Source organism: Streptomyces sp. NPDC007863 (genome assembly GCF_040633895.1).
Classification (GTDB): Bacteria; Actinomycetota; Actinomycetes; order Streptomycetales; family Streptomycetaceae; genus Streptomyces.
In genome coordinates this window covers 239136-258762 of record NZ_JBEYEI010000007.1, presented here as the reverse complement: position 1 = coordinate 258762, position 19627 = coordinate 239136, and the positions used below count along the sequence as shown (strand labels likewise).

The 19627-nt window shown below is 71.5% G+C and carries 19 protein-coding genes; 2 read left to right on the top strand and 17 right to left on the bottom strand.

What is annotated here, in order from left to right; all coding sequences use genetic code 11:
* Window positions 1-108 precede the first annotated feature (108 nt).
* From ABZ621_RS13925 to ABZ621_RS13910, 4 genes are all read right to left on the bottom strand, one after another.
* Window positions 109-1458, bottom strand: coding sequence for a replication-associated recombination protein A (locus ABZ621_RS13925; protein ID WP_360604162.1), 1350 nt, complete (start codon window positions 1456-1458; stop codon window positions 109-111).
* Window positions 1459-1504: 46 nt separating this feature from the next.
* A complete protein-coding gene (locus tag ABZ621_RS13920; RefSeq protein ID WP_360604002.1) occupies window positions 1505-2119 on the bottom strand; it encodes a vitamin K epoxide reductase family protein in 615 nt (204 codons plus the stop codon).
* 135 nt (window positions 2120-2254) lie between these two features.
* Window positions 2255-3517 carry a histidine--tRNA ligase gene (gene hisS / locus ABZ621_RS13915; protein WP_360604000.1) on the bottom strand — a complete coding sequence of 421 codons (1263 nt, stop codon included), beginning with the start codon at window positions 3515-3517 and terminating at the stop codon, window positions 2255-2257.
* Window positions 3518-3528: 11 nt separating this feature from the next.
* On the bottom strand, window positions 3529-4236 hold the full coding sequence (locus ABZ621_RS13910; RefSeq protein ID WP_360603998.1) for an MBL fold metallo-hydrolase: 708 nt from the start codon (window positions 4234-4236) through the stop codon (window positions 3529-3531).
* A 154-nt stretch (window positions 4237-4390) separates the two neighbouring features.
* On the opposite strand from ABZ621_RS13910, the gene ABZ621_RS13905 reads away from it, so the two are divergent.
* Window positions 4391-5143 (top strand): peptidylprolyl isomerase, encoded by a 753-nt coding sequence (locus ABZ621_RS13905; RefSeq protein WP_360603996.1) that lies wholly within the window; start codon window positions 4391-4393, stop codon window positions 5141-5143.
* A 225-nt stretch (window positions 5144-5368) separates the two neighbouring features.
* Window positions 5369-6598: a DUF349 domain-containing protein gene (locus tag ABZ621_RS13900; RefSeq protein ID WP_360603994.1), complete on the top strand. Its 1230-nt coding sequence runs from the start codon at window positions 5369-5371 to the stop codon at window positions 6596-6598.
* 76 nt (window positions 6599-6674) lie between these two features.
* On the opposite strand, the gene ABZ621_RS13895 is transcribed toward ABZ621_RS13900, so the two are convergent.
* From ABZ621_RS13895 to ABZ621_RS13835, 13 genes are all read right to left on the bottom strand, one after another.
* Window positions 6675-9125, bottom strand: coding sequence for a bifunctional (p)ppGpp synthetase/guanosine-3',5'-bis(diphosphate) 3'-pyrophosphohydrolase (locus ABZ621_RS13895; protein WP_360603992.1), 2451 nt, complete (start codon window positions 9123-9125; stop codon window positions 6675-6677).
* A 244-nt stretch (window positions 9126-9369) separates the two neighbouring features.
* A complete protein-coding gene (locus tag ABZ621_RS13890; protein WP_360603990.1) occupies window positions 9370-9921 on the bottom strand; it encodes an adenine phosphoribosyltransferase in 552 nt (183 codons plus the stop codon).
* Complete coding sequence (secF, locus tag ABZ621_RS13885) at window positions 9918-10994, bottom strand: protein translocase subunit SecF (RefSeq protein WP_360603988.1); 1077 nt, start codon at window positions 10992-10994, stop codon at window positions 9918-9920. Before secF ends, ABZ621_RS13890 begins: the two co-directional genes overlap by 4 nt.
* A 1-nt stretch (window position 10995) precedes the next feature.
* Window positions 10996-12753: a protein translocase subunit SecD gene (gene secD, locus ABZ621_RS13880; protein WP_360603986.1), complete on the bottom strand. Its 1758-nt coding sequence runs from the start codon at window positions 12751-12753 to the stop codon at window positions 10996-10998.
* Between the two features lie 148 nt (window positions 12754-12901).
* The gene (yajC, locus tag ABZ621_RS13875) at window positions 12902-13336 is read right to left on the bottom strand and encodes a preprotein translocase subunit YajC (protein ID WP_360604160.1); all 435 of its coding nucleotides are present in this window, start codon (window positions 13334-13336) and stop codon (window positions 12902-12904) included.
* Between the two features lie 201 nt (window positions 13337-13537).
* Complete coding sequence (gene ruvB, locus ABZ621_RS13870; RefSeq protein WP_360603984.1) at window positions 13538-14632, bottom strand: Holliday junction branch migration DNA helicase RuvB; 1095 nt, start codon at window positions 14630-14632, stop codon at window positions 13538-13540.
* 38 nt (window positions 14633-14670) lie between these two features.
* Window positions 14671-15303: a Holliday junction branch migration protein RuvA gene (ruvA, locus tag ABZ621_RS13865; RefSeq protein WP_360603982.1), complete on the bottom strand. Its 633-nt coding sequence runs from the start codon at window positions 15301-15303 to the stop codon at window positions 14671-14673.
* On the bottom strand, window positions 15300-15830 hold the full coding sequence (gene ruvC, locus ABZ621_RS13860) for a crossover junction endodeoxyribonuclease RuvC (protein ID WP_169092689.1): 531 nt from the start codon (window positions 15828-15830) through the stop codon (window positions 15300-15302). Before ruvC ends, ruvA begins: the two co-directional genes overlap by 4 nt.
* 119 nt (window positions 15831-15949) lie before the next feature.
* Window positions 15950-16702, bottom strand: coding sequence for a YebC/PmpR family DNA-binding transcriptional regulator (locus tag ABZ621_RS13855; RefSeq protein WP_360603980.1), 753 nt, complete (start codon window positions 16700-16702; stop codon window positions 15950-15952).
* A gap of 63 nt (window positions 16703-16765) precedes the next feature.
* Complete coding sequence (pdxT, locus tag ABZ621_RS13850; RefSeq protein ID WP_360603978.1) at window positions 16766-17356, bottom strand: pyridoxal 5'-phosphate synthase glutaminase subunit PdxT; 591 nt, start codon at window positions 17354-17356, stop codon at window positions 16766-16768.
* Between the two features lie 6 nt (window positions 17357-17362).
* A complete protein-coding gene (gene pdxS, locus ABZ621_RS13845; protein WP_360603976.1) occupies window positions 17363-18271 on the bottom strand; it encodes a pyridoxal 5'-phosphate synthase lyase subunit PdxS in 909 nt (302 codons plus the stop codon).
* A 135-nt stretch (window positions 18272-18406) separates the two neighbouring features.
* Window positions 18407-18949 carry a hypothetical protein gene (locus ABZ621_RS13840; RefSeq protein WP_360603974.1) on the bottom strand — a complete coding sequence of 181 codons (543 nt, stop codon included), beginning with the start codon at window positions 18947-18949 and terminating at the stop codon, window positions 18407-18409.
* Window positions 18950-18960: 11 nt separating this feature from the next.
* Complete coding sequence (locus ABZ621_RS13835; RefSeq protein WP_360603972.1) at window positions 18961-19596, bottom strand: MBL fold metallo-hydrolase; 636 nt, start codon at window positions 19594-19596, stop codon at window positions 18961-18963.
* Between the last annotated feature and the right edge of the window lie 31 nt (window positions 19597-19627).

The following is a 19627-nucleotide window of genomic DNA, read 5'->3' as shown; positions in this document are numbered from 1 at the left end:
GCTCTGGTGGCGCCGGCCTGGGGCCGGACACGGGACGCAGCGATCCCGACCAGTGTACCGGCTCCGCGGAGCGCGGCCGCCCGGGGGCCCGGTCGGCCCGGCCGGCGGTCAGCCGTCGCCCTTCAGGCGCCCTCGGACCTTCTCCACCACGTCCGCGTAGCGGGCCTCGGCGCCGTAGCGGGTGGGCTCGTAGTAGCGCTTGCCGTGCAGGGCGTCGGGGGCGTACTGCTGGGCGGCGATCGCGCCGGGCACGTCGTGCGGGTACACGTACCCCTGGGCGTGGCCGAGCTTGGCGGCGCCCTTGTAGTGGCCGTCGCGGAGGTGGGCCGGGACGGGGCCCGCGAGGCCCTTCCTGACGTCCTCGCGGGCGGCGAAGATCGCGGTGGTCGCCGCGTTGGACTTGGGGGCCAGGGCCAGGGCGATGGTGGCGTGGCTGAGGGTGAGGGCGGCCTCGGGGAAGCCGATCATGGCGACGGCCTGGGCGGCGGCGACGGCCAGCGGCAGGGCCTGCGGGTCGGCGAGGCCGATGTCCTCGCTGGCGGAGATCATCAGGCGGCGGGCGATGAAGCGGGGGTCCTCCCCCGCCTCGATCATGCGGGCGAGGTAGTGCAGCGCCGCGTCCACGTCGGAGCCGCGGATGGACTTGATGAGGGCGCTGGCCACGTCGTAGTGCTGGTCGCCGTCCCGGTCGTACGTCACGGCGGCCCGGTCGACGGCCTCCTCGACCGTCTGGAGGGTGACCTCCCGCTCGCCCTTGGCGAGGGCGCCGCCCGCGGAGGCCTCCAGGGCGGTGAGGGCGCGCCGGGCGTCGCCGCCCGCGATCCGCAGCAGATGGGCGCGGGCGTCGTCCTGGAGCTCGACGGCGCCGCCGAGGCCGCGCTCCTCGGTGACGGCCCGGTCCATGAGGCCGCTGAGGTCCTCGTCGGTGAGCGGCTCCAGGGTGAGGAGCAGGGAGCGGGAGAGCAGCGGGGAGATCACCGAGAAGTACGGGTTCTCGGTGGTGGCGGCGATGAGGGTGACCCAGCGGTTCTCGACGGCGGGGAGCAGGGAGTCCTGCTGCGCCTTGGAGAAGCGGTGGATCTCGTCGAGGAAGAGGACGGTCTCCTTGCCGTAGCCGCCGGAGGCGCGGCGGGCGCCGTCGATGACGGCCCGGACCTCCTTGACGCCGGCGGTGATCGCGGAGAGCTCCACGAAGCGCTTGTCGGTGGCCTTGGAGACCACGTACGCGAGGGTGGTCTTGCCGATGCCGGGCGGGCCCCAGAGGATCACCGAGGAGGCGCCGGCGGGGCCGCCGCTCTCCCCGACGAGCCGCCGCAGCGGCGAGCCGGGCTTGAGCAGGTGCCGCTGGCCCACCACCTCGTCGAGGGTGCGGGGGCGCATCCGGACCGCCAGCGGACTGCTGGCCGGGTCCTTCTCCTGGCGTTCTTCTGCGGCTGCGGTAAAGAGGTCGGGCTCCACGTCCATGAAGCCTAGGTCACGCCACCGACAAGCCGGGGGCAGCCGGTCAGCTCGTCCAGAAGTCCCACCAGCGGGTCAGGACCAGCATGCCGATGATCCCGATGTGCAGGACGGGCAGGACCCAGGTGAACTCGGCGAAGAAGGTCCGCAGTCCGGCCGGGGCGGGGATGACGCCCTTGCGGACGTTGTGCGAGGTCACGTACCAGAACATGACGATGGTGGCGACCCAGGCGAGGCAGCACCAGAGGCAGAGCGAGTTGATCTCGTACAGGGACTGCTGCATCAGCCAGGTGCAGAAGCCGACGCCGAAGAGGGTGCCGGCGTTGAGGCCGAGCCAGTACCAGCGGCGGTAGCGGGCGCCCGCGAGGAGGCCGGCGCCGATGGCGACGATCATGCCGTAGGTGACCAGGCCGAGCATCGGGTTGGGGAAGCCGAAGACCGAGGCCTGCTCGCTCTTCATGATGTTCCCGCAGGACACGATGGGGTTGAGGCTGCACCCGGGGACGAAGTTCGGGTCCTCCAGGAGCTTGAACTTGTCGAGGGTGATGACCCAGGCGGCGAGGAGTCCGGCCGCTCCGGTGATCACCAGGAGCCAGGCGAGGCCCTTGCTCGCGCCGATGGTCCCCGGCGTCCCCGTCGTCTCCGTAGCGGCTTCTCTCATCTGTCCTTTTCCCTCGCTCGCGGGCCTGGCGGCCCCCGCCATTCTGCAACAAGGCGTACGCCATCGGCTGTTCGCGGGGCATAAGGAAGGGCCCGGCCGCGCGGGGCGGACCGGGCCCTTCCCTCGGTACGGGTGTCAGGCGAGCCGGTCGCGGACGGCGTCCAGGACCTCGTCCAGGGCGACCGCGCGCTGCTCTCCGGACTCCATGTCCTTGAGCTGGACGACGCCCTCGGCGAGGTCGCGCTCGCCGGCGACGAGCGTGAGGCGGGCGCCGGAGCGGTTGGCGTCCTTCATCGAGCCCTTCAGGCCCTTGCCGCCGAAGGAGAAGTCCGCGGCGATCCCGGCCCGGCGCAGCTCGGTGACCTTGCCGAAGAGGACGCGCCGCGCCTCCTCGCCGAGGGCCACCGCGAAGACGCTGGTGGTGGCGGGCAGGTCAAGCTCGACGCCCTCCGCCTCCAGGGCGAGGACCGTGCGGTCCACACCGAGCGCCCAGCCGACGGACGGCAGCGAGGGGCCGCCGATCATCTCGGAGAGGCCGTCGTAGCGGCCGCCGCCGCCGACGGCGGACTGGGAGCCGAGGCCGTCGTGGACGAACTCGAAGGTGGTGCGGGTGTAGTAGTCGAGGCCGCGGACCAGCTTGGGGTCGTCCTCGAAGACCACGCCGGCGGCGGTGATCAGCTCGCGGACCTGCTCGTGGTACGCCTTGCAGGCGTCGCACAGGTAGTCGCGGAGCAGCGGCGCGTCGACGAGCTGCTTCTGCACGTCGGCGCGCTTGTCGTCGAGGACCCGCAGCGGGTTGATCTCGGCGCGGCGCAGCGTCTCCTCGTCGAGGTCGAGGCCGCGCAGGAAGGTCTGCAGCGCCTCGCGGTAGACGGGGCGGCACTCCTTGTCGCCGAGCGAGTTCAGCAGGATGCGGTACTGGCGCAGGCCGAGCGAGCGGTACGCCTGGTCGGCCAGGATGATCAGCTCGGCGTCGAGCGCCGGGTCCTCGGCGCCGATGGCCTCGGCGCCGACCTGCGAGAAGTGGCGGTAGCGGCCGGCCTGGGCGCGCTCGTAGCGGTAGTAGGAGCCGGAGTACCAGAGCTTGACCGGCAGGTTGCCCTGCTTGTGCAGGTTGGCCTGGAGGGCCGCGCGCAGCACGGAGGCGGTGCCCTCGGGGCGCAGGGCGAGCTGGTCGCCGCCCTTCGTGGTGAGGGTGTACATCTCCTTGGTGACGATGTCGGTGGACTCGCCGACGCCGCGGGCGAAGAGGTTCACGTCCTCGAAGCCGGGGGTCTCGACGTAGCCGTAGCCGGCGTTCCTCGCCTGGGTGGAGATGGCGTCCCGGACCGCCAGGAAGACGGCGGAGCGCGGGGGGATCAGGTCGTACGTGCCCTTGGGGGCCTGAAAGGTGCTCACGGAGGTTCTCGTCACATTCCTCGTCGGGGAGCGTCCGTGCTCCCGAGGCCGGAGGCCACCTGCCGCAGATACGGATTGGTGGCGCGCTCCTGGCCGATGGTCGTCTGGGGACCGTGGCCGGACAGGACGACGGTCGAGTTGTGGAGCGGCAGGACCACGCGGGTCAGCGACGCGAGCATCTCGTCCATGTCACCGCCGGGCAGGTCGGTGCGGCCGATGGAGCCGGCGAACAGCAGGTCGCCGGAGAAGAACACGGAGGGGATCTCCGTGGTCTCCGGCGTCCGGAAGGTCACCGACCCCTTGGTATGACCGGGCGCGTGCGCGACGGAGAACTCCATGCCGGCGAGCTTCAGCTCGGCGCCGTCGGTGAGCTCGTGCACGTCGTCCGGCTCGCCCACGGTCAGCTCGCCCATGAGGGGCATCCCGATGGAGCGGCCGAGGGCGCGCTCCGGGTCGCTCATCATGTACCGGTCCGCGGGGTGGATCCACGCGGGTACGTCATGGGCGCCGCAGACCGGGACGACGGAGGCGACGTGGTCGATGTGGCCATGGGTGAGGACCACCGCGACGGGCTTGAGCCGATGCTTCTTCAGCGTCTCCTCGACTCCCTGGGCGGCCTGGTGGCCCGGGTCGATGATGACGCACTCCTCGCCTGCGGCGGGGGCGACCACGTAGCAGTTGGTGCCCCAGGCCCCGGCGGGGAACCCGGCAATCAGCACGATCGTCCTTCTGTGTCGTCCGGCAGATGACTGCGGCCTTGCGGAATGCAGCAGATCAGAGCCTACCGGCGCTGCGTATTCCACAGCCAACCCGTATACGGTACGGGCACATCCGGCCAGGACAGGAACACACGACCGACAAGGAGCGGACCCGGTGGTCACCAGCGATCAGCGGCGGCGGCAGCTCGCCAGGGACAAGTACGCGCGCCAGCAGCAGCGACGGGCGGAGGCGCAGCGCAAGGCGAAACGCCGCACCACCGTGATCGCGGCCTCCCTCGCGGTGGTCCTCGCCGCGGGCGGCGCGGTGTACGCGTCGGTGCAGTTCCTCGGGGACGACACCAAGAACACCGAGGCGGAGACGCCGACCGGCGAGCCGAAGATGGGCATCGAGGCCAAGGGCGCGTACGCCCTGGCCCTGAAGACCAACGAGGGCGACATCACGATCACCATGGACGCGGCGAAGACCCCGCGCACGGTGAACTCCTTCAAGCACCTCGCCGACAAGAAGTACTTCGACGGCACCAAGTGCCACCGGCTCACCACCGCCGGGATCTTCGTCCTCCAGTGCGGCGACCCGGAGGGCACCGGCATGGGCGGCCCCGGCTACACCATCCCGGACGAGAACCTCGACGCCCTGGGCAAGGCGGGCGCCGACGGCAAGGTGACGTACAAGGCCGGCACCGTCGCCATGGCCAACACGGGGCAGCCGGGCACCGGCGGCTCGCAGTTCTTCCTCGTCTACAAGGACTCGAAGCTGCCGCCGCAGTACACCCCCTTCGGCACGATCGACGCGGCCGGTCTGGCGGCGGTGCAGAAGGTCGGCGCCGCGGGTGCCGACGGCGGCCAGGGCGACGGGGCTCCGAAGAAGCCGGTCACCATCGAGAAGGCGACCGTCGCCGCGAAGTGACGCCGGGGGCAGGAGCGACGGCGGCCCGGACGTCCGCACGCACGTGACCGTGGAATTTCGGTGGCGCCGAGTGCGGACAGCCGGGCCGCCGTTCGCCTAGATTGGCGTTGTGCGGCGCGGTCCGATCGTCGGCCGCGCGGCGAAGGCGGGCGAGGCCCGCCCAGGAACTGTGGACGATGCCCGGGGGTCACCACCCCGACGAGGGCATCATGGTGAGGAGGCGCTGTGAGCAGCGACCCGTGGGGCCGCGTCGACGAGACGGGCACCGTGTACGTGCGGACGGCCGAGGGTGAGAAGGTCGTCGGATCCTGGCAGGCGGGCACCCCTGAGGAGGCGCTGGCCTACTTCGAGCGCAAGTACGAGGGCCTGGTTGTCGAGATCGGCCTCCTCGAGAAGCGGGTGAAGACCACCGACCTCTCGGCGAAGGACGCCCAGACGGCGATCGAGCACATCCGGCAGCAGATCGACGAGCACCACGCCGTCGGCGACCTGGCCGCGCTCGGCGCCCGTCTGGACAAGCTCGTGGAGTCGGTGGACTCGCGCCGCGAGGAGCGCAAGGCGCAGAAGGCCAAGCAGGCCGACGAGGCGCGCTCCGCCAAGGAGGCCCTGGTCACCGAGGCCGAGGAGCTGGCGCAGAGCGAGCAGTGGCGGGTGGCCGGCGAGCGACTGCGGGCACTGGTGGACACCTGGAAGGGCCTGCCCCGGCTCGACCGGAAGTCCGACGACGAGCTGTGGCACCGCTTCTCGCACGCCCGCTCGGCCTTCTCCAAGCGCCGCAAGGCGCACTTCGCCCAGCTCGACGCGCAGCGCGAGGAGGCCCGCAAGACCAAGGAGCGTCTGGTCGCCGAGGCCGAGGCGCTGCAGAACTCGACCGACTGGGGCGTGACCGCGGCCCGCTACCGCGAGCTGATGGCCGACTGGAAGGCCGCGGGGCGCGCGCAGCGCGAGCACGAGGACGACCTGTGGAACCGCTTCCGCGGCGCCCAGGACGTCTTCTTCGCGGCCCGGTCCGGCGTCTTCGCCGAGCGGGACGCGGAGCAGACCGAGAACCTGGCCCTGAAGGAGGAGCTCGCCGGCGAGGCCGAGAAGCTGCTCCCGGTGACGGACCTCAAGGCCGCCCGCGCCGCCTTCCGCGCGCTCAACGAGCGCTGGGAGGCCATCGGCCACGTGCCGCGCGACGCCCGCCCGAAGGTGGAGGGCCGGATGCACACGGTGGAGCGGGCGATCCAGGAGGCCGAGGAGGCCGAGTGGCGCCGCACCAACCCGGAGGCACGCGCGCGTGCCGCGGGTCTCACCGGCCAGCTCCAGGACGCCGTCGAGAAGCTGCGCAAGCAGATCGACGCGGCCCGGGCGGCGGGCAACGACGCCAAGGCCGACAAGCTCGCCAAGGAGCTGGAGGGCCGCCAGGCCCTGCTCGACCAGGCCCTGAAGGGCCTGGAGGAGTTCGGCGGCTGATCCCGTAGGAGCAGCGGTACGAGGAAGGGCCCCCGGCGCGCGCCGGGGGCCCTTCCCGTGTCCGTACCGGGTCCGGCTAGGGGCGCCGGGCGCTGGTCACGCGGTAGACGTCGTACACGCCCTCGACGCCCCGGACCGCCTTGAGGACGTGCCCCAGGTGCTTGGGGTCGCCCATCTCGAAGGTGAAGCGGGAGGTGGCCACCCGGTCCCGGGAGGTCTGGACGGCCGCCGAGAGGATGTTGACGTGCTGGTCCGAGAGGACCCGGGTGACGTCCGAGAGGAGCCGGGAGCGGTCCAGCGCCTCGACCTGGATGGCGACCAGGAAGACCGAGGACTGGGTCGGGGCCCACTCGACCTCCAGGATCCGCTCCGGCTCCCGGGACAGCGAGTCCACGTTGACGCAGTCGCTGCGGTGGACGGAGACGCCGCTGCCGCGGGTGACGAAGCCGATGATCGGGTCGCCGGGCACGGGGGTGCAGCAGCGGGCGAGCTTGACCCACACGTCCTCGACGCCCTTGACGACCACGCCCGGGTCGGCGTTGGAGCGCCGCTTGGAGCGGCCGCGGGCCGGCGGGGCCGTCTCGGCGATGTCCTCGGTGGCGGCCTCCTCGCCGCCGAGCGCCTGCACCAGCTTCTGCACGATGGACTGGGCGGTGACGTGGCCCTCGCCGATCGCCGCGTACAGCGAGGAGATGTCGGTGTAGCGCAGCTCGTGGGCGAGGGTGACGAGGGAGTCGCCGGTGAGGATCCGCTGGATCGGCAGGTTCTGCTTGCGCATGGCCCGCGCGATGGCGTCCTTGCCCTGCTCGATGGCCTCCTCGCGGCGCTCCTTGGAGAACCAGGCGCGGATCTTGTTGCGGGCGCGCGGGGACTTGACGAAGCCGAGCCAGTCGCGGGAGGGGCCGGCGCCGGCGGCCTTGGAGGTGAAGACCTCGACCAGGTCGCCGTTGTCGAGGGTGGATTCGAGCGGCACGAGGCGGCCGTTGACCCGGGCCCCTATGGTGCGGTGGCCGACCTCGGTGTGGACGGCGTAGGAGAAGTCGACCGGGGTGGCGCCGGCGGGCAGCGCGATGACGTCGCCCTTGGGCGTGAAGACGAAGACCTCGTTGCGCGAGAGGTCGAAGCGGAGGGACTCCAGGAACTCGCCCGGGTCCTCGGTCTCCTTCTGCCAGTCGAGCAGCTGGCGCAGCCACGCCATGTCGTTCAGGTGGTCGTCCTTGCCGGCGTTCTTGGGCACGTCGGTGCGGACCTTGGAGGCGCCGGCGACGGCCTCCTGCTTGTACTTCCAGTGCGCGGCGATGCCGTACTCGGCGCGGCGGTGCATGTCGAAGGTGCGGATCTGCAGCTCGACCGGCTTGCCGTTGGGTCCGATGACCGTCGTGTGCAGCGACTGGTACATGTTGAACTTCGGCATCGCGATGTAGTCCTTGAACCGGCCGGGGACCGGGTTCCATCGCGCGTGGACGGTGCCGAGGGCCGCGTAGCAGTCGCGGACGGTGTCCACGAGGACGCGGATGCCGACCAGGTCGTAGATCTCCGCGAAGTCACGGCCGCGGACGATCATCTTCTGGTAGACGCTGTAGTAGTGCTTGGGGCGGCCGGTGACGGTCGCCTTGATGCGGGCGGCGCGCAGGTCGGTCTGGACCTCGTCGGTCACTATCGCGAGGTACTCGTCCCGCTTGGGGGCGCGCTCGGCGACGAGCCGGACGATCTCGTCGTACATCTTGGGGTAGAGGATCGCGAAGGCGAGGTCCTCCAGCTCCCACTTGATGGTGTTCATGCCCAGCCGGTGGGCCAGCGGGGCGTAGATCTCCAGGGTCTCGCGGGCCTTCTTCTCCTGCTTCTCCCGCTTGAGGTAGCGCATGGTGCGCATGTTGTGCAGGCGGTCGGCGAGCTTGATGACGAGGACCCGGGGGTCCTTTGCCATGGCGACGACCATCTTGCGGACGGTCTCGGCCTGCGCGGCCTCGCCGAACCGGACCTTGTCGAGCTTGGTGACGCCGTCGACGAGGAGGGTGACCTGGTCGCCGAAGTCGCGGCGCAGGTCCTCCAGGCCGTACTCGGTGTCCTCGACCGTGTCGTGCAGGAGGCCCGCCATCAGCGTCGCCGGGTCCATGCCGAGCTCGGCGAGGATGGTGGTGACGGCGAGCGGGTGGGTGATGTACGGGTCGCCGCTCTTGCGCTTCTGGCCGCGGTGCCAGCGCTCCGCGACCTGGTACGCCCGCTCGATCTGGCGCAAAGTGGCCGTTTCGATCTTGGGGTCGTTGGAGCGGACGATCCGCAGCAGGGGTTCGAGGACCGGGTTGTACGGCGACGAGCGCTGCACGCCGAGCCGGGCGAGGCGGGCGCGCACCCGGTTGGAGGACCCGCCGGAGCGACTGGGCGCGGGGGTCGGCGCGGGAGCGGGCGCAGCAGGCTTCGGCCTGGTCTCCGCGGGCTTGTCCTGGGGCGCGCCGGTCCCCTGCGCGGCCTGGCGGGCCTTGGGGTCGGGCTGCGCGGCGGAGAGTGGCTGGGCCTCGTCTGGCAAAGAGCGCTCCTCTGGGGTCTCCCCGGACGGAGTCCGGGCGAGGTTCCGGGTCCCCCGGTCAGGCCCGGAAAGGCCATCGTATCGAGCCATCAGGTCCCGTGCTCACGCGCCCACGGGACGGACCGGGGCCAGGAGCCGCCTCTCCGGCCCCTTCCGCGAACGTACCGGGACAAACACCAGGGGCGCCCCGGGAATTCCCGGGGCGCCCCTGGCCGGAATCCGATGGATTCGGTCCGGCCGCGTCTCAGACGGTGATCAGCGCGGTGAGCGGAGCGCCCTGGAGGGCGGGTTCCAGGCGGGCGCGGCCCGGGAGGAAGCCCAGTTCCATGAGGACCGCGACGCCGGCGACGTCGGCGCCCGCGCGGCGGATCAGTTCGAGGGAGGCCTCGGCGGTGCCGCCGGTGGCCAGGACGTCGTCGATGACCATGACGCGGTCGCCCGCGGCCAGGTCCTCGGCGTGCACCTCGATCTCGGCGGTGCCGTACTCCAGCTCGTACGCCTGCCGGAGCGTGGCTCCGGGGAGCTTGCCGGCCTTGCGGACCGGGACGAAGCCCAGGCCCGCGCGGACGGCGACCGGCGCCGCCAGGATGAAGCCGCGGGCCTCCAGGCCGACGATCTTCGTCGCGCCGTGCGCGGAGCACAGGGCGGCGAGGGCGTCGGTGAGGGCCGTGAACGCCTCCGGGTCCGCGAGCAGCGGCGTGATGTCCTTGAACAGCACGCCCGGCTTCGGGTAGTCGGGGACGTCGCGGATCCGGCTGAGCAGCAGGCCGGTCACGTCCTGGGCCTCGGCGGTCATCCTCGGCGCTCCTCGGCGCGGCCCCGGCGGGCGGCGGTGCGCGGGCCGACGACCGCGGCCTCGCCCGCGTCCGCGCCGTCGTCCAGACCGTCCTCGCCGCGGGCGGAGGCGGCCGCGCGCTTGGCGAGGACGCGCTTCTTCAGCGCCTTCATCGCCGGCTCGCGCTCCTTGAGGTCGGCGACGAGCGGGGTGGCGATGAAGATCGAGGAGTAGGCACCGGCGGCCAGACCCACGAAGAGCGACAGCGAGATGTCGTTCAGCATGCCGGCGCCGAGGACGCCGCCGCCGATGAAGAGCAGGCCGGCGACGGGCAGCAGGGCCACCACGGTGGTGTTGATGGAGCGGACCAGGGTGCCGTTGATCGAGCGGTTGGCCAGCTCGCCGTAGGTGAAGCGGGTCTGCTTCGTGATGTCCTTCGTCTGCTCCTTGAGGGAGTCGAAGACGACGACGGTGTCGTACAGCGAGTAACCGAGGATCGTCAGCAGACCGATCACCGTGCCGACCGTGACCTCGAAGCCGACCAGTGAGTAGATGCCCACCGTGATCGTGAGGTCGTGGATCAGCGCGATCAGTGCCGCGACGGCCATTCTCCACTCGAAGGCGATGGCCAGGTAGATCACCACGAGGATCATGAAGACGCCGAGGCCGGTCCATGCCTTGTTGGCGATCTGCTCACCCCAGCTGGGGCCGACCAGCTCGGCGGCGATCTTGTCCTCGGGGACGTTCAGGTCCTTGGCCAGCTCGGTGCGGACCTGGTCGGACTGCTCGGTGTCGAGACCGCCGACCTGGATGCGCAGGGAGCCGTTGCCGAGCTGCTGGACGATCGCGTCGTGGCCGGAGGCCTCCTCCGCGTACTCCGTGGCCTGGCTGACGGTGACGTCCGTCTTCGGGGTGGTGAAGACGGCGCCGCCCTGGAACTCGATGCCCATGTTGAGGCCGCGGACGGCGAGGGCGACGATGGCCGTGATGGTGATCAGGATGGACAGGCCGTACCAGATCTTGCGGTTGCCGATGAAGTCGTAGCCGACCTCACCGCGGTGGAGCCGGGCGCCGAGATCTCCGAGCTTCGACATCTCACGCCTCCTTCGGGTCGACGGGGGCGGTCGTACGGCGGGTGCGGCGCAGCGGCGGCTTGGCGCCCAGGCTCTTCGGGTCCAGGCCGGACAGCTTGTGGCCGTTGCCGAAGAACTTCGTGCGGGCGAGCAGGGTCATCACCGGCTTGGTGAAGAGGAACACCACGACGACGTCGAGCAGGGTGGTCAGGCCGAGCGTGAACGCGAAGCCCTGGACCTTGCCGACGGTGACGATGAAGAGCACCGCGGCGGCGAGGAACGACACGAAGTCGGAGACCAGGATGGTGCGGCGGGCGCGCGGCCAGGCGCGCTCGACGGCCGGACGCAGGGTGCGGCCCTCGCGGATCTCGTCGCGGATGCGCTCGAAGTACACGATGAACGAGTCCGCGGTGATGCCGATGGCGACGATGGCGCCGCAGACGGCCGGCAGGTTCAGCGCGAAGCCGATGGCCGGGCCGAGCAGGGCCATGATCACGTAGGTGAGCAGGGCGGAGACGCCGAGGCTGAGGATCGCGATGAACGACAGGCCGCGGTAGTAGACCACCAGGTAGATGATGACCAGGGCGAGACCGATGGCGCCGGCGATGAGGCCGGCCTCCAGCTGGTCGCCGCCGAGGGCGGCGGTGACGGTGTCGACGCTCTGGGTGTCGAAGGTCAGCGGGAGCGCGCCGTAGGACAGGATGTTCCCGAGGTCCTGGGCGGACTGCTGGTTGAAGTTTCCGGAGATCTCCGCGCTGGCGCTGAGCGTCTGGCGGACCGAGGGGGCCGAGACGACATCGCCGTCGAGGACGATCGCGAAGCGGTTCTGCGGATCGGCCTGCTGCGAGAGCTTGCCGGTGATCGACTGGAACTTCTTCGAACCCGCCTCGGTGAAGTCCATGGTCACGATCCACATACCGCGCTGCTGGTCGAGAACGCCCTTGGCGTCCTCGACGTCACGGCCCTCGACCTCGGCCGGACCGAGCAGGTACTTCGACCAGACGCCGGGCGCGTCCTCGCCACAGGCCACGGTGGACTCGGTGGGCTTGACGCCCTGGCCCACAGCGGCCCGCGCCTTCGGGTCGAGGCAGTTCAGCGTGGTGAACTTCTGCTGGAGCGCGGTGGTGGCGGCGTCCGCGGACGGAGTCGGCTGCGGGGTACCGCTCGCCTTCGGCGTGCCGGAGGCGGAGCCGGTGGGCGTGGGTGTGGGCGTGCCCGTGGCGTTCGGGGCCTTGAGGGCCTCGGAGAGCACACGGCCCTGGGTGGAGGCGGTGGCGGTGGGCGTGGCCGACTTCTTGTCACCCGCGGAGGTGGACGCGGAGGGCTTCGGCGCGGTCGAGCCGCTCGCGGTGGGCGCCGGCTCAGGCGTGGCGGCCGCGACAGCGAGAACGGGCCGGAAGTAGAGCTGGGCGGTGGTGCCGACCTGCTCGCGGGCCTGCTTCTCGTTCGTCCCCTTGGGGATGTTGACGATGATGTTCTCGCGGCCCTGCGTCTGGACCTCGGCCTCGGAGACGCCGAGACCGTTGACACGGCGCTCGATGATGCCGACCGCCGTGTTCATGTTGGTCTCGTTGACCGCGGACTCCTGGCCGGGCTCCGCCTTGGCCTTGAGCGTGATCGACGTGCCGCCGGCGAGGTCGATGCCGAGGCGCGGGGTGGTGTGCCCCGACCAGAACATGCCGCCGGTGAGCGCGACCATGGCGATCAGAATGAGTGCCAGGGCGCGGCCAGGCCGGCTCTGTCCCCCCGCCGGCCTTCGACCCTTGTTCGGTGCTGCCACCTGTCGTTTCTCCCTGTCCAAACCGTCCGGGCGCCGGGTGGGCGCACGGAGGCCACGAAGTGTGTGTGGGGACCATCCCCCGCAGACGTCGGACCGTGTCCGACCGCGACCGCGCCGGTGGGCGTGGGGCCGCGGTGCCGGATGCGGCTTACTTCGCCTCGGTCTCGCCGTCGGTCTTGCCGTCCTTCTCGGCCTCGGCCGCGTCCGACTTCTTCGTCAGATCGGCCTTGGGCGCCTCGTCGGCGGCCTCGGTCAGCGAGGAGGCGTCGTCCGGGACGACGGTGTCGGAGTCGTCGGCGACGTCCTCGTCGGTGTCGCCGTGGACGATCCGGTTGTACTCGGCGTCGTCGAGGACCGCGCCGATCGCGTTCTTCGCGTAGACGGCGTGGACGCCGGGCGCGACCTCGAGCAGGACGGTCTCGTCCTGGATCTCCTTGACGGTGGCGTACATTCCCCCGATCGTGCGTACGCCGGTGCCGGGCTGCATCTGGTTGCGCATCTCCGCCGCCTGTGCCTGCTTCTTCTTGGCAGAGCGGGTCATCAGGAACATCGCCCCGATGAGCACGATGAACGGGAGGAGCATGCCGATGTTATTCACGGGACGGAAATCCTTCGCACGGTCACGGAGAACCCGCGGCCTGGTCTTCGGGGGTGGGTACGCCGCCGGAAAGGGCGGCATCGGCGGAGTCTAGGCGAGTCCGCATCGATGGAACAACGCCCAGCATGGCACCGTGGTTCCTCGTCGGGCGAGACTCCGCGCCGTCACCCACCCGTCACAGCCGCCTCAGGCGCCGAAGAGCCCCTGTTGTCCGGATCCCGCCGCTCCGGAAGCCCCGGCCGGGCCCGCTGCCTGCGGCGGAACCAGTCCGAGGTGGGTCCATGCGGCCGGCGTGGCGACCCGGCCACGGGGCGTACGGGCCAGCAGTCCCTCCCGTACGAGGAAGGGTTCGGCGACCTCCTCGACGGTCTCGCGCTCCTCCCCCACGGCGACGGCGAGGGTGGACAGGCCGACGGGGCCGCCGCCGAAGAGCTTCAGCAGGGCTTCCAGGACGGCCCGGTCGAGGCGGTCGAGGCCCCGGCTGTCCACCTCGTACACGCCGAGGGCGGCGCCGGCGATCTCGCGGGTGATCACTCCGTCGGCCCTCACCTGGGCGTAGTCGCGGACCCGGCGCAGCAGCCGGTTGGCGATGCGGGGGGTGCCGCGGGAGCGGCCGGCGATCTCGGCGGCGCCGGCCGGGTCGATCACGACGTCGAGGAGGCCGGCGGAGCGGGTCACGACCCGCTCCAGCTCGTGCGGCTCGTAGAACTCCATGTGGGCGGTGAAGCCGAAGCGGTCGCGCAGCGGCGGCGGCAGCAGGCCGGCCCGGGTGGTGGCGCCGACCAGGGTGAAGGGCGGCAGGTCGAGGGGGATGGCGGTGGCGCCGGGGCCCTTGCCGACGATGACGTCGACGCGGAAGTCCTCCATCGCCATGTAGAGCATCTCCTCGGCGGGCCGGGACATCCGGTGGATCTCGTCGAGGAAGAGGATCTCGCCCTCCTGGAGGGAGGAGAGGATCGCGGCGAGGTCGCCGGCGTGCTGGATGGCGGGGCCGGAGGTGATCCTGATCGGCGCGTTCATCTCCGCGGCGATGATCATCGACAGGGTGGTCTTGCCGAGGCCGGGGGCGCCGGAGAGCAGCACGTGGTCGGCGGTGGCGCCGCGCTGGCGGGCGGCCTTGAGGACGAGGTCGAGCTGCTGGCGGACCTTCTCCTGGCCGATGAACTCGCCGAGGTCCTTGGGGCGCAGGGCGGCCTCGACGGCCTGGTCGTCGCCCTCGGCGGCGGCGCCGACGATCCGCTCCTCGGCGGCGGTCGCCGTCTCGTCGTCGTCCCAGTTCACGGTGGTGTCTTCCTTCGTACGGGCGGGGTCGGCCGCGGTCAGCGGGCTCGGTTGAGCGTCTGGAGGGCGGCGCGCAGCAGCTGGGGCACGGGCGCGGCGCCGGTCTCGGCGAGCGCGGCCTCGGCCTGCGGGGTGACGGCGGCGACGGCCTCCTCGGCCTCCCGGCTCGCGTAGCCGAGACCGACCAGGGCGGCGGTCAGCTGCTCGGTCCAGGGGGCCGGGCCGGTGGCGACGGCGCGCTGCTGGCCGACGAGGCCGCTGCTGCCGAGGGGCTGGCCGAGCTTGTCCTTCAGCTCCAGGAGGAGCTTCTGGGCGCCCTTCTTGCCGATGCCGGGGACGGCCATGAGGGCCTTCTCGTCGCCGGTGGAGACGGCGAGGCGGAGCGCGTCGGGGCTGTGGACGCCGAGCATGGCCTGGGCGAGCCGGGGGCCGACGCCGCTGGCGGTCTGGAGGAGCTCGAAGACCTGGCGCTCGTCGTCGTCGGCGAAGCCGTACAGGGTGAGGGAGTCCTCCCGGACGACGAGGGAGGTGGCGAGCCGGGCGTGCTCGCCGACCCGGAGGCCGGCCAGGGTGTTCGGCGTGCACTGGACGGCCATGCCGACGCCGCCGACCTCGACGACGGCGGTCGTGGGGGCGACGGCGGCGACCGGGCCGCTGACGAAGGCGATCATGACGTGCGGCCTTTCGAGGCGTGCAGGGCGACGGCCTGCTGGAGGCGGTTCTGGGCGGGGGCCCGCCAGATGTGGCAGATGGCGAGGGCGAGCGCGTCGGCGGCGTCGGCCGGCTTGGGCGGGGCGGCGAGCCTCAGCACGCGGGTGACCATGGCGCCGACCTGGGCCTTGTCGGCGCGTCCCGAGCCGGTGACGGCGGCCTTGACCTCGCTGGGGGTGTGCAGGGCGACGGGGATGCCGCGCCGGGCGGCGCAGAGCATGGCGACCGCGCTGGCCTGGGCGGTGCCCATCACCGTACGGACGTTGTGCTGGCTGAACACCCGCTCCACGGCGACCAGTTCGGGCTGGAAGCGGTCGATCCACTCCTCGATGCCGCGCTCGATGCCGACGAGGCGGTGGCCGATGTCGGCCTCGGCGGGGGTGCGGACCACGCCGACCCCGAGCATCGTCAGCGGCCGTCCGGCGACGCCCTCGACGACGCCGACGCCGCACCGGGTGAGCCCCGGGTCCACCCCCAGTACGCGCACGCCGCCCCCTCCCTCGGATCCTTCGATCGGCTATTCGTGCAGGCTATCGGGTGCCGCTGACAACGCAGCGGGCCGACGGGGGTGTGTCCCCGTCGGCCCGCTGTCGGGAAGGCCGCCGATCAGGCGTCGACCTTCTCCATGACCTCGTCGCTGACGTCGAAGTTGGCGAAGACGTTCTGCACGTCGTCGCTGTCCTCCAGGGCGTCGATCAGCTTGAAGATCTTGCGCGCGCCCTCCTCGTCGAGCTCGACCTGCATGGTCGGGACGAAGCTGGACTCGGCCGAGTCGTAGTCGAAGCCGGCCTCCTGGAGGGCGGTGCGGACCGCGACCAGGTCGGTGGCCTCGCTGATGACCTCGAAGGACTCGCCGAGGTCGTTGACCTCCTCGGCGCCCGCGTCGAGCACGACCTCCAGGACGTCGTCCTCGGAGCGGTCGCCCTTGGGGAGCACGACGACGCCCTTGCGGTTGAACAGGTACGAGACCGAGCCGGGGTCGGCCATCGAGCCGCCGTTGCGGGTCATGGCGACGCGGACGTCGGAGGCGGCGCGGTTGCGGTTGTCGGTGAGGCACTCGATGAGGACCGCGACGCCGTTCGGGCCGTAGCCCTCGTACATGATCGTCTCGTAGTCGGCGCCGCCGGCCTCGAGACCCGCACCGCGCTTGAGCGCGGAGTCGATGTTCTTGTTCGGGACCGACTGCTTCTTCGCCTTCTGGACGGCGTCGAACAGCGTCGGGTTACCGTCCAGGTCGGCGCCGCCGGTGCGGGCCGCGACCTCGATGTTCTTGATCAGCTTCGCGAAGAGCTTGCCGCGCTTGGCGTCGATCACGGCCTTCTTGTGCTTCGTCGTAGCCCATTTAGAGTGGCCGGACATCTGCCTGTCTCCTTCGCGTAACCAACATCTTGAACGAACCCCAGAGATCCTACCGGGATCGTGTCACCGATCCGCGCGCACCATCTCGACGAAGAGCTCGTGGACGCGGTGGTCACCGGTGAGTTCGGGGTGGAAGGAGGTCGCGAGGACCTTGCCCTGGCGGACCGCGACGATGTGGCCTTCGTGCTCGGCGAGCACCTCGGCCCCGGCTCCGACGGACTCCACCCAGGGAGCGCGGATGAAAACGCCCTCGACGGGCGTGTCGATGCCCGCGACGGTGACTCCGGCCTCGAAGGACTCGTTCTGCCGCCCGAAGGCGTTGCGGCGCACGATCATGTCGATCCCGCCGAAGGTCTCCTGGCCCGAGCGCGGGTCGAGGATCTTGTCGGCGAGCATGATCAGGCCGGCGCAGGTGCCGTAGACCGGCATGCCCGCGGCGATCCGCTCACGGATCGGCTCCATGAGGCCGAAGAGGACGGCCAGCTTGGAGATGGTGGTGGACTCGCCACCGGGGAGGACCAGGCCGTCGACCTCGGCGAGCTCTTCGGGGCGCCGGACCGGCCTGGCCACGGCGTCCGCCGCGGCCAGGGCGATCAGGTGCTCCCGTACGTCGCCCTGGAGGGCCAGGACTCCGATCACGGGGGTGGTGCTCATCGGTGCTTACCAGCCCCGGTTGGCGTAGCGCTCGGACTCGGGGAGGGTGTCGCAGTTGATGCCGACCATGGCCTCGCCGAGGTTGCGGGACGCGTCCGCGATGATCTTCGGGTCGTCGTAGAAGGTGGTGGCCTTCACGATGGCGGCGGCGCGCTTGGCCGGGTCGCCCGACTTGAAGATGCCGGAGCCGACGAAGACGCCCTCGGCGCCCAGCTGGCGCATCAGCGCGGCGTCGGCCGGGGTGGCGACGCCACCGGCGGAGAAGAGGACCACGGGGAGCTTGCCGAGCTCGGCGACCTCCTTGACGAGCTCGTACGGGGCGCGCAGCTCCTTGGCGGCGGCGAAGAGCTCGTTGTTGTCGAAGCCGCGCAGCTTGGCGATCTCGTTCTTGATCTGGCGCAGGTGGCGGACGGCCTCGACGACGTTGCCGGTGCCGGCCTCGCCCTTGGAGCGGATCATGGCCGCGCCCTCGGCGATGCGGCGCAGGGCCTCGCCCAGGTTGGTGGCGCCACAGACGAAGGGGGTGGTGAAGGCCCACTTGTCGGAGTGGTTGACCTCGTCGGCCGGGGTCAGGACCTCGGACTCGTCGATGTAGTCGACGCCGAGGGACTGCAGGACCTGGGCCTCGACGAAGTGGCCGATGCGGGACTTGGCCATCACCGGGATGGAGACCGCGCCGATGATCTCCTCGATCATGTTCGGGTCGGACATCCGGGCCACGCCGCCGTCCTTGCGGATGTCCGCGGGGACCCGCTCCAGGGCCATGACGGCCACGGCGCCGGCGTCCTCGGCGATCTTCGCCTGCTCGGCGTTGACCACGTCCATGATCACGCCGCCCTTGAGCTGCTCGGCCATGCCGCGCTTGACGCGCGCGGTGCCGGTCTCGGGGGACTGGGGGGTGGTGGTGCTGGACACGGGGACCTCACTCGTGACAACGGGTTCAACGGGACGTTGACGACTAGAGCGAGGAAACAGGCCACGAGCGGTCCACATCAAGGGCCAATGTGCAGCCTGTGGATCCTTTTCACGGGAATCCGAGGCCGCCTGGGCTCAGGAGGGGCGATCGGCCAGGGCCACCGGCGGTTCGTCGTCCATTTCGAAGGCCATGGGGAAGGGCGCGTGGCCCGCGAGCCGGAACCAGCGGACCTTGCGGTGGCGGCGCAGGGCGCGGGCGGCGCGGACGGCGTCGTTGTGGAAGCGGCGGGCCATCGGGACCCGGCGGACGGCCGCGGCCAGCTCACCGGCCGCCGCCTCGCCGCCGGGCGCCTCCCGTACGAGCTCCACCTGCTCCGGCTCGCCGAAGACCGCGCGCAGGGCCTGGCTCAGCTCGCTCTCGGCGACCTCGCGGTGGTCCTCCTCGGCCTGCCGGGCCGCGTGCGCGGCCTCGTACAGCACGATCGAGGCGGCCGGATCGAGGACTCCCGAGGTGGCCAGCTCCTGGGTGACCGAGGCCCGGCGCAGCAGCTGCGCGTCGAGCGCGGCCCGCGCCGCGTCGATCCGCGTGTGCAGCCGGTCGAGCCGGCCGGCGGTCCAGCTGAGGTAGACGCCGATGAGGATCAGCGCGACAACGGTCCAGATCAGGGTTTCGGTCACGGGCGCACAGGCTACCCGGGCGGCGGCAGCACACCTTCCCAAAGGGCGTGGTCATGGGCGAACAGGACGCGCGCCGGCCGCCCGTCGGCGAGCTCGGCGAGCCGGCCGAGCCAGGGCCGGTACGGCGTCCCGAACTCGCCCGCCGTGTCGTACGCCTGCCCCGCGAGGACGGTGAGGCGGTCGCCGTGGTCGAGGACGAGCGACTGGTGCCCGTCGACGTGCCCGGGCGTCGGCACGATCCGCACGCCGGGGCCGAGCTCGTGCTCCCCGTCGATCTCCGCCCAGGCGACGCCGGGCAGGAGGCCGTCGATGGTGTACGCGCCCGCCCGCGCGGTGGCGAGCTCGCGGCGCTGCACGAGGGCGGGGGTGCCGGGGAAGCGCTGGTTGCCGCCGATGTGGTCGAAGTGGAGGTGGCAGTTGACCAGGAGATCGACCTCGCCGGGCGCGACGGCGAGCGGCCGGCGGACGATCCGGTAGTGCGCGTCGGTCTCGGGCGAACCCTCGCCCATGCCGGTGTCGAACAGCACGGTGCCGCCCGGATGCCGGACGAGGTACGCGAACGCGTGCTCCACGCGCGCGTGGGCCCCGCCCCACTCCTCGGCGGGCCGGGTGAAGCTGCCCAGGTCGAGCCGCGTGACGTGAATCATCCGACCAGGGTGCGCCCGCGCCCCCGCGGTG

What these genes read in the sequence shown, in the direction of transcription:
- ABZ621_RS13855 (WP_360603980.1), bottom strand. Translation starts at nt 16,702, where the DNA reads ATGTCCGGCCACTCTAAATGGGCTACGACGAAGCACAAGAAGGCCGTG.
- ABZ621_RS13835 (WP_360603972.1), bottom strand. Translation starts at nt 19,596, where the DNA reads ATGATTCACGTCACGCGGCTCGACCTGGGCAGCTTCACCCGGCCCGCC.
- secF (WP_360603988.1), bottom strand. Translation starts at nt 10,994, where the DNA reads ATGTCGAAGCTCGGAGATCTCGGCGCCCGGCTCCACCGCGGTGAGGTC.
- ruvA (WP_360603982.1), bottom strand. Translation starts at nt 15,303, where the DNA reads ATGATCGCCTTCGTCAGCGGCCCGGTCGCCGCCGTCGCCCCCACGACC.
- ABZ621_RS13920 (WP_360604002.1), bottom strand. Translation starts at nt 2,119, where the DNA reads ATGAGAGAAGCCGCTACGGAGACGACGGGGACGCCGGGGACCATCGGC.
- pdxT (WP_360603978.1), bottom strand. Translation starts at nt 17,356, where the DNA reads ATGAGCACCACCCCCGTGATCGGAGTCCTGGCCCTCCAGGGCGACGTA.
- yajC (WP_360604160.1), bottom strand. Translation starts at nt 13,336, where the DNA reads ATGCTCCTCCCGTTCATCGTGCTCATCGGGGCGATGTTCCTGATGACC.
- ABZ621_RS13890 (WP_360603990.1), bottom strand. Translation starts at nt 9,921, where the DNA reads ATGACCGCCGAGGCCCAGGACGTGACCGGCCTGCTGCTCAGCCGGATC.